The 8842-nt window shown below is 43.8% G+C and carries 5 protein-coding genes and 1 tRNA gene; 1 reads left to right on the forward strand and 5 read right to left on the reverse strand.

All coding sequences use genetic code 11. The features are described 5' to 3' along the window. The coding region (gene murB, locus JX312_RS14295; protein WP_204457323.1) for a UDP-N-acetylmuramate dehydrogenase at positions 1-1448 on the forward strand (1448 nt) is incomplete at its 5' end. 649 nt (positions 1449-2097) lie between these two features. On the opposite strand, the gene JX312_RS05495 is transcribed toward murB, so the two are convergent. From JX312_RS05495 to JX312_RS05515, 5 genes are all read right to left on the reverse strand, one after another. Then, positions 2098-2871 carry a YaaA family protein gene (locus JX312_RS05495; RefSeq protein WP_255563903.1) on the reverse strand — a complete coding sequence of 258 codons (774 nt, stop codon included), beginning with the start codon at positions 2869-2871 and terminating at the stop codon, positions 2098-2100. A gap of 56 nt (positions 2872-2927) precedes the next feature. Next, a complete protein-coding gene (locus tag JX312_RS05500) occupies positions 2928-4127 on the reverse strand; it encodes a DUF418 domain-containing protein (RefSeq protein ID WP_204457325.1) in 1200 nt (399 codons plus the stop codon). Between the two features lie 83 nt (positions 4128-4210). After that, positions 4211-4282, reverse strand: a tRNA-Glu gene (locus tag JX312_RS05505). Positions 4283-4467: 185 nt separating this feature from the next. Continuing rightward, the gene (locus tag JX312_RS05510; protein WP_204457326.1) at positions 4468-7554 is read right to left on the reverse strand and encodes an AAA family ATPase; all 3087 of its coding nucleotides are present in this window, start codon (positions 7552-7554) and stop codon (positions 4468-4470) included. After that, a complete protein-coding gene (locus JX312_RS05515) occupies positions 7551-8720 on the reverse strand; it encodes an exonuclease SbcCD subunit D (protein ID WP_204457327.1) in 1170 nt (389 codons plus the stop codon). The genes JX312_RS05510 and JX312_RS05515 overlap by 4 nt, the downstream gene beginning before the upstream one ends. Positions 8721-8842: the final 122 nt, after the last annotated feature.

Here is an 8842-nt window from a genome sequence, read left to right on the forward strand (position 1 = left end):
TCCCCGGAGAGGTAGGCGCTTCGGCGATTCAGAATGTAGGAGCTTACGGCGTTGAGGCAAAGGATGTGATACATGCGGTGGAATGTTTTGACACCCAGACAAGAAAGACAGTCCGTTTTTCCAATGAAGAATGCCGTTTCGGATATCGTGACAGCATGTTTAAGAAAGACGATGTGCGTGGACGGTATTACGTACTTAGGGTTTCTTTCCGGCTTCGACCTGGCGGGATTCCGATGAGTCTTGATTACGGTTCATTGAAATCACTTAAGGAGAGACTTGGAAAATATCCCACAATTCAGGAAGTTGCAAGGGAAGTGACAAAAATAAGGAAATCAAAACTTCCCGAACCGTCGGAAACCGGTAGTGCCGGAAGTTTCTTTAAAAATCCCGTTGTTCCGGTTCATTTTTACAAAAAAATAAAAAATGTCGGGTTTGGTGATGTTCCGGCTTATCCAGCCGGAGAGGGTATGGTTAAACTTTCTGCGGCGTGGCTTATCGACAAAGCCGGTATGAAGGGTGTGCGATTCGGAGGAGCTATGGTTTATGACCGCCAGCCGCTGGTGATTGTAAATGCCGGTGGGGCAAGCGGGCGTGATGTTATGGAACTTTCGGACGAGATAATACGTCGTGTCCGAACAAAATTCTATATAACACTGAAGCCTGAAGTCAATTTTATAGATACGGGAATAAAAATAACCGTATTGGGCACCGGAGGATCCAAGGGAACACCGGAGCTGGGATGCGAGTGTCATGTATGCACCTCAGACGATATACGTGACAAGCGGTTGCGTTCCTCTGTCCTTGTCGAGACAGCCGGTCTGAGGTTGCTGATTGATCCTTCCCCGGATTTTCGCCAACAAGCCTTGAATCTGCGTCTTGCCGATATTGATGCGGTTCTTGTCACACACAGTCATTACGACCATGTTGGCGGTTTTGATGATCTTCGTCCGTTTTGCGGCAATGAGGATATGCCTATATATCTTAGGTCAGATGTCAATGCGGATCTTCACCGCCGTCTTGATTACTGCTTTCGTGAGCATCCGTATCCCGGTGTCCCGACATTTAAAATGAATATTATAGATAACAACCCATTCTATATCAACGGTCTTAAGATTGTTCCGGTGGAAGTGATGCATGGCAAATTGCCTATATACGGGTATCGAATCGGCAAATTCGCATATATTACCGATGCGAGTCATAGCTGCGAGGAGGAGAAAGAGAAACTCGAGGGTCTTGACGTGCTTATAATCAATTCGTTAAGAGATTGCCCCCACTTTGCTCATTTCTCATTTGACCAGGCTATGGATATGATCCGGGATCTTTCTCCAAATCGAGCCTATCTTACTCATTTATGTCATGAGGCAGGCTGTCACGCCGAACTTGAGTCACGGGTGCCGGCAGGAGTCTCGCCTGCTTATGACGGACAGATTATCTTATCGACTCGATAGATAAGACTNACAGCGCGCTCCTTGCAGTGCATCTTATTTGAGTATTGCGCTGTCTATTCCGCCTGACTGCTGCANTTCTCCGTTTCTATTGACCTTTTTGCCGTAGGGTATGGTATAGGTCAGTGTAAGAGTGTGTTTGAATTNAACACNANNNAAACGTAAGAGGTTTTGAAATCAATTCTGTTCATCCCCATGAAGTGCCTTTCCGGTGAATTTCACCAAGTCTCATCAGTCGCATAGCCCGCTATGCTCCTTCTTCAACTCGTGAAATTCCCTCGAAAATCCATCTTCANGTGAATGAACGTTAAATCCAAACACACTCTAAGTCCGATGTTGCGCGACAGGTCTGCATTCCAGGATTCGGAGATTTGTAACGGGGCGAATGAAATATGGAGTTTAAATATCCGTTTCGGTTAAACCAGTTGAGGAACTGCAATCCAGCCTTGAAATCACCGATGCTGTAATTCAGAAAAAATCCGTATGTGCATTCATAACTTGACCGTTCGCCATTTGACCATGCGTTAAGAATCTTTTGAGGAGACTGATAGTAGAGCATGGCAGACCAGTTGTTGCGGGCGTACTGCGCATATATGCTTGCTTCCTCGAAAATACGCCGCCCCTGCGTTCACATTTTTTTGTTGGAAGCGGTCTAAGCCGAAATAAAACGGATTGAATGATTTTTACAATCAATCTTGTCATAAACGTACATGTCGCTGTCTATCTGTGTTATACCGTAAATGTCGGTTATGCCTTCCGTGAGTATCTGACGCAGGATGGTTCCTCGAAGTCTCTTTAATTTTCCTGCATCAGGCGTTTTTTCTTTGCCTTCCTTGAAAACCACGAAATCAATTTTCCATACGTCTGTTCCTTTCGGAAGCGATTTCCAGTCTATGCATTTCGAAGCATCAGCCGGCATAAGATTCAATATCTCATGGCAACCTGATTGGGTCATGCAGTTGCAAAGAGCCTCTGTCACATTCTTTCTCCAAAATGCCTGCAATGACTTTCCACAGGGGGCGGTTTTACCTTTGAATTCGAGTCTGTACTGTTTTATGATGTCATCAGGGCGTAGCCATCCGTAAAGGGAAGAAATGATTCTAAGATTCTTGCGTGCTGCCTCAAGCGCATCTGGTGATAAGGATGATGGAGACAGGCTTTTGAAAACAACTCCGGTAAATGCTTTAAGTGATACTTCTCCGGTTGTTTTATTCGGAAACTCGAATATCTTTTTCTTCATTGATTGAGCCAGCGTCGCGCTTATGCCGATGCGCTCAGCCAGTTCTCCTGTGTCGAATCCATTGAGATACTCCATTATGCGATCGGCTTCCCGCTCGAAAAGGGGAGTATGATTCATGTATGACTGTCGGGCAACAATGGAACTGCAATCGGTCATTGTTTTGGATTCGGCGATAAGAATAATCATTTGTCTGCTTCTTGCTTGTCTGAATGAAACTGCGGCTGTCTGTCATCGCCGGAATCTTATCTTGCACCAATCCACGTGAGACGTTTCCATGTACCTTCCATCGGTCCATGGCTGAAACGTTTCATCCATATTCTGCAGAATGAGAGCTGGGCAAGAAAAATAACAATGCCAACAAGAAAACTTGCGGTTATTCCGAGTCTGTCGTGTAGTCCGAGTCCCCAGTTGTAATATATGAATGAGCCTATTATGCTCTGGCTTACGTAATTAGACATGCTCATACGTCCGTATGGAATGAGCCTGCACAGCATTTCCTTTGTTCCGGTTGTATTATAGAAGAGGAATAAAACACCTGCAACAATCAGAATCATGAAACAAAGGTTGTAAAGCGAACTGAGCAGAAGATGCGCCTGACCCAGCATATCCTTGTTCAAGATATAGTCAGGAAGCATAAGGTCAAGTCCGCGAAGAGCGCAGAAAAGAGGAAGTGCCCAGCATGCGGCGATTCCCCATCCTTTCTGATATTCCTTTAACATCCAACCTTGTCTGCCTATTACCATTCCCAATATAAAGAGTGCCGCGGTCTGAAAAATCCTGCCGTGATCCCATGCCCATGCAAGACTTGCGAGCTGTCCTTCCCAAAGATTGACAACGGCTGTCTGCATGAATGATCCTTCCGACTGCATGGCGAATGTAGCGCCCCATAGTTCAGATGTAGGCACTTTCATCACTTCGAAATCAGGATTCAGCAATATAGCGCCTATATTGAACAGAGCCATCGGCTGCAAAAGAAATATAGAAGCGAGAATTAAGAGAGTCCTGGTCCTCAGACGGCACGTGGCTACAAGAACGATGCCGACAAGAGAATACATAACAAGTATCTCGGCAGTGAAGAAAACCGCATCGATACAACCAATTACAAACAGAAGCAAGAGTCTCCAGCAGAAACGGGCACGGAAGTCATTGCCTTTCATTTTCTGGTTGTCATCCTGAATGAAGAAACTGAAACCGAAAAGTAATGCAAAGATTGCATAAGCCTTACCTCCGAAAGCGAAAAAGAGAGAGTCCCAGATTGCTTTGTCGGTAAAATTCAGCCACGCCGGCTGCAGGGCTTTGTCAGGGAAAGAGTAAAAATTAAAATGTTCGATATTGTGTAGTAACACAATACCCATTACAGCTACACCGCGCAGAACGTCTGCTACGACTACGCGTTTATGGCGTCTGATTTCATTACTGACTGCAGTTGCCTCTTCTTTCATGATTTGTCTGGTATAGTTAAGTGTTATGATTGCAAGTGGCTGAGAATAAATAAGAAAAGGACTATCGAAAGATAGTCCTTTAGTAGTCGATCCGGGACTCGAACCCGAGTCTCCACCGTGAGAGGGTGGCGTGCTAACCGCTACACTAATCGACCATGTTTTTCGGTTTTGCGATGCAAAGTTAGCATGTTTTTTTATTCTGTGCAAATTTTTCGGCGTTATTTTTTTAATAAAAATATGCCTTGTGTGGTAATGTGCATATTATCAACGTTATATAATTGAAGTTTTTTATGTTTCACTCTCTGTGAAAATATTCATACTAAACGATAGCGGAATCTGTTCAAGATATTGTAATCATGCTTTGTGTGGATTCTCCTTCTCTGATTACGTTTATTTGTGTCGGGATTCTCTCGCGCAATTCATCAACGTGGCTTATTATTCCTACCTTGCGTCCGGATCTGGAGTGTAAGAGCCGGAGAGTAGAGACTGCCATTTGCAGGGCATCACCGCTTAAAGATCCGAATCCTTCATCAATGAAAAGGATGTCGACGGAGAAGTCACTGCCGATATCGCTCAGCGCAAGCGCGAGAGACAATGAAACAAGAAAACTCTCTCCTCCTGATATGGTCGAAGCACTGCGGAGGGTATAACCTTGCCATGAGTCTTCGACCAATATTACAAAAGTTCCCGGTTCGATGCGGAGCCTGTATCTGTCCGATAGGTTCTTCATATAATGGTTTGCTGCGTCTATCAGTTCGGCAAGTATGTAGCTTTGAGCGATTTTTCGGAATTTTTTTCCTTCACTGTCGCCAAATATTTCGTAAAGTATTTTCCATTTTTCAAGAACCTTGTTCTGTTCTTCATATTCCTTTATCAGAGAATCAAGTTTCTTTGACTGTTCGCTGTTTGATTTCAACAATGAATTGACTGCTCCGTATTTTATGTCGTTGTCGCGTATCTGTTGCTCCAGTTTGAGGATATTGGCTTCAATGTCATCGGGGATAGCGTCATCATAACCTGCGGCGGATAGGAGTCTGGCGTATTCGGCGGTAATTGCAACCAGCCTTGCTTTTGCATCATCAATCTGTTGGGTTGTGGAAGAGATTGTCATCAGCAGATCTGTGGCGTATTTATGAATGTCCCTCTGTTTGACAGTAACTGAAATGCTGTTTTCCGAGAGTCCTTGAAGTTTTATTTTGATCGATGTTATTATTCTGTCAAGGTTCTCAAGATCATTCTTTCTGATGCACACAGTATTCCGAAGATTGACAATTCGTTTTAAAAGTTCCGAGTAACTCCCGTGATCATACTTGAGTCGCTCGATGAAGACACTGATATCTTGTTTGAAAAAATCCACATACCTGCTTCCTTCAATCTCGGCAATAATCTGAATTGCCATATCATCGGCTGTTTTGCAGTTTTTGTTGATCCGGTTTCGGGAAACAGTCTCTTGTGTTTTAATATTCTGAATGTCTATCTCGATTTTGTTCAGACTGTCTTTTTTCTTCTGATATTCCTTCCACAGTGTTTTAAGCGACTTGTTTTGTGAATGAATTTCATTTTCAACTTTCTCTCCGGCTCTGAGCGTCTTGTCTGTCCTGTCAATCATAGCTATTGTTTCCGACACCTTTCTTTCAATAAGCGCGTCAGTAACTTTTTCTGTTCCGTCAATCCCGAGTTCCTTACACTTGGAATCCGCCTTTTGCCTTGAATCTGTCACAGACGAGTCTTTTTTCAACTTATTTTCCAGAGTGTTGATGTAGTCTGCAAGAGACTTTATCTTAGCGTCAAGTCCGGCTATCTCATCACGAATACTGTTTCTTTCAGCCGCAGCCTTGTCAAGGTTCTCTTTGTGTTCGCCTATTATTGATTTTATATCATCTTCAGAGGGCAAGGCTTTAGTGATTATCTGCCTGCACACAGGGCAGGTGTCACCCTCGTTCAACGCACCGCGTATGCTACCCAGAATTTTTTCACTTGAAGCAAACAGTTTGTCGTAAGCTTCAGAATAAAGAGCAAGTTTCTTTTCGGCAATCTCCAAAGGAACTTTAATCCGCTCTTTATTTTCGACAGTTGTATTCAGATCATCTTTTTTATCCTGTAACTCTTTTTTGCTGATTTCGTGTTTTTTTACACACTCACGATAATTCTGAATCATAATAGCAAGATTCTGAAATTCGATTCTGCGGGAAATCAGTTGCTCTTTTTGTTTCCGTAATCCGGCAAGATCCATTGACAGAAGGTCGGAAGTAAGTTTTTTTATCGCATCGTCAGTATTACCGATTCTGTCAGACAAAACCGTTATTTCTTGCAGAGCCGCTTTTTTAAGTGGAAATATTGTTTCCTCCAGCTTTTTGTTTCCTAATATAATGGAATTCTTTTCAGTCTCGGTTTCCTTGCGTAGTTTTAGAATGCTTTCAGCATTTCCGATCAGGCGAGGAGCGTCTTCAAGCAGCGCAGTTGCATTGTCATATTTTTCAAGTTCGGCTTCCAATGCCGTCAGCTCTCCTTCAACTGCGGTATTTTCAGCGGCTATCATATCGCGTGTTACAATCAGCGATTTGACCTCGGTCTCAAGTTTGTGTATCTTAACAGTCAACAGTGAGATTTCCCGCTCTGTCGTATACTTCTGTTTCCGGCAATCCAACAGTTCCGATTCGAGTCTGATGCGTTTCTGAAGTGTGCTGTTGGCATTGGATATTGCGGAGAGTTCGAGATTTTTCTCATTTATTTCTTCATCACTGAGCAATGTTATGCCGTCTGTCTTTATTTTAAGAGTATTCAAAGTGCTTTCCTCAGCCTTGAAGCGTTCGAAAATCCTGATTCCGATTCTTGAATATATGTCGGTGCCGGTTATTTTGCTAAGAATCTCACTTTTATCACTGTCATTGCTGTTTAGAAAACGCGTGAATTCCCCTTGGGCAAGCATGACAGTGCGGCAGAACTGATTGAAATCAAGTCCGATTGCCGCAGCTATCTCCTGTTGTATCTCCGCGTCTTTTGTCAGAGTGATTTTTTTGTTGGTGTTTTCAAGTGTCCAATTTTTTTTCTGCAGTTTTCCGTTGATTTTTTTGCGGGCACGCTGCACACTCCACCGGGCAATATAGTTGACATCGTTGTTCCCCCTGAATTCAAGCAGTGTGAACCCCTCACCCGTGTTCCTGCGTAAAATCTGTCTGGGATCATTTACGTTTATCTGTTCATTGGCAGAATTGTCGGATGCGGCACCATTGATTCTTGTATTCCTGAATCTTGGAGCAGATGCGAAAAGAGCCAGACAGATGCAGTCAAGTATAGTGGATTTTCCGGCTCCGGTTTTGCCGGAGATAAGAAAAACTTCACTGTCTGCAAGAGGTTTTGCAGAAAAGTCGATTATGGCATCACCGATAGAAGCCATATTGTGTATTGTCAGTCTTATCAGTTTCATTTTCTCTCCTCTTCGATTACAGAGACATATGTTTCTTTAAGAAGCTGTTTTAGTTCCGAGTCCATGAATATCCCTTTCTCTGTAGTGAATCGTTCAGCCACTTCGAGCGGCGTAAGTCTTTTGAATTCACCTATAGACATGCGGGATGCAGATGCTGAGCCGGTATCGCTGTTTGTTCTTGTAATATTTATATGGCAGAACCGGCATTTTTTCGTTGCTGATGCGGCTATTGCTTCTTCGCGTGCGAGATGCGGCAGAAACTCTTGTATTTCAACATTAAGTCTTATATAGGCATCTATATCATCAGGAAAACTTTCAAGCATGAGCAAGACCTTATCGAATGGGGCTGAACCGTCAGAAGGAAGCGTTACAAGCGGCAGCGGATTGTCGATAATAATTTCCCGGATTGTCGGGTCACAGCCATTTCTTTCTATTTCCACTATAGTGATACTGTGAGCGTAATCTTCATCGAAGGAAACGGGGAGTGGAGTCCCCGAGTATCTTGCGAGTCCTTTACTTCCGCCAAGAGTCTGCGGGCGGTGTATGTGACCGAGTGCAAGATAATCGTATCCATCTCCGAACTCGTCAATGTCCATAGTGTCTATTCCCCCTATGGTTGTCTCGCCTTCCGGGTCATGTCCTTTGAAATCGCAGCCGGAGACTGAGGTATGCGCACACATGATTACAGGAAGGTTCTGGCAGTTAAGCTGCTTCGTTCTTTCAAGGAGATTCTTGAAAAGGTGTTCCGGCATATTCCGCTCGTGGCAGTATGGCACAGCTATTACAAAACATTTTTCATCGGCTTTGTGTATCATCGAATCGGGCATGTCAGTGTTGACGCTGCCTGCGGTAGTGACGTTGAGCGCCCGCCAGGGAGTGGTGAATATATCATGTTTCGATGCGCTGTCATGATTGCCGGCGATGACGAATATATTCATTTCCGGGCATGCTTCATGGATTGCCGACATTGTGTCGGCAAACATGCGTTGCACAGCTGCAGAGGGTTGGGCGGTGTGATATACATCGCCGCATAATAGAAAAATATCAGGATGCTCAGACCTCACTATGTCGACAATCTGATTAAGCATGCATTGCTGTTCGTATTGGCGGTCATAGTTGTAAAGAGTATGACCGAGATGCCAGTCGGAAGTATGGAGGAGTTTCATTTATCGGAGTTTACTATAATGCAAATGTAGTGATAATTTATGAGAAATTTTGTATTTTTGCGTTATGATTGAATCTGAAACAGAAATAGTCGAGAGGGAGTGGAATAAAATGCTTTCCGGAG

It is taken from the genome of Barnesiella sp. CU968 (genome assembly GCF_905219685.1).
GTDB lineage: Bacteria > Bacteroidota > Bacteroidia > Bacteroidales > Muribaculaceae > Lepagella > Lepagella muris_A.

Coding starts and splice junctions, on each gene's coding strand:
- JX312_RS05495 (WP_255563903.1), bottom strand. CDS start 2,871: ATGATTATTCTTATCGCCGAATCCAAAACAATGACCGATTGCAGTTCC.
- JX312_RS05500 (WP_204457325.1), bottom strand. CDS start 4,127: ATGAAAGAAGAGGCAACTGCAGTCAGTAATGAAATCAGACGCCATAAA.
- JX312_RS05510 (WP_204457326.1), bottom strand. CDS start 7,554: ATGAAACTGATAAGACTGACAATACACAATATGGCTTCTATCGGTGAT.
- JX312_RS05515 (WP_204457327.1), bottom strand. CDS start 8,720: ATGAAACTCCTCCATACTTCCGACTGGCATCTCGGTCATACTCTTTAC.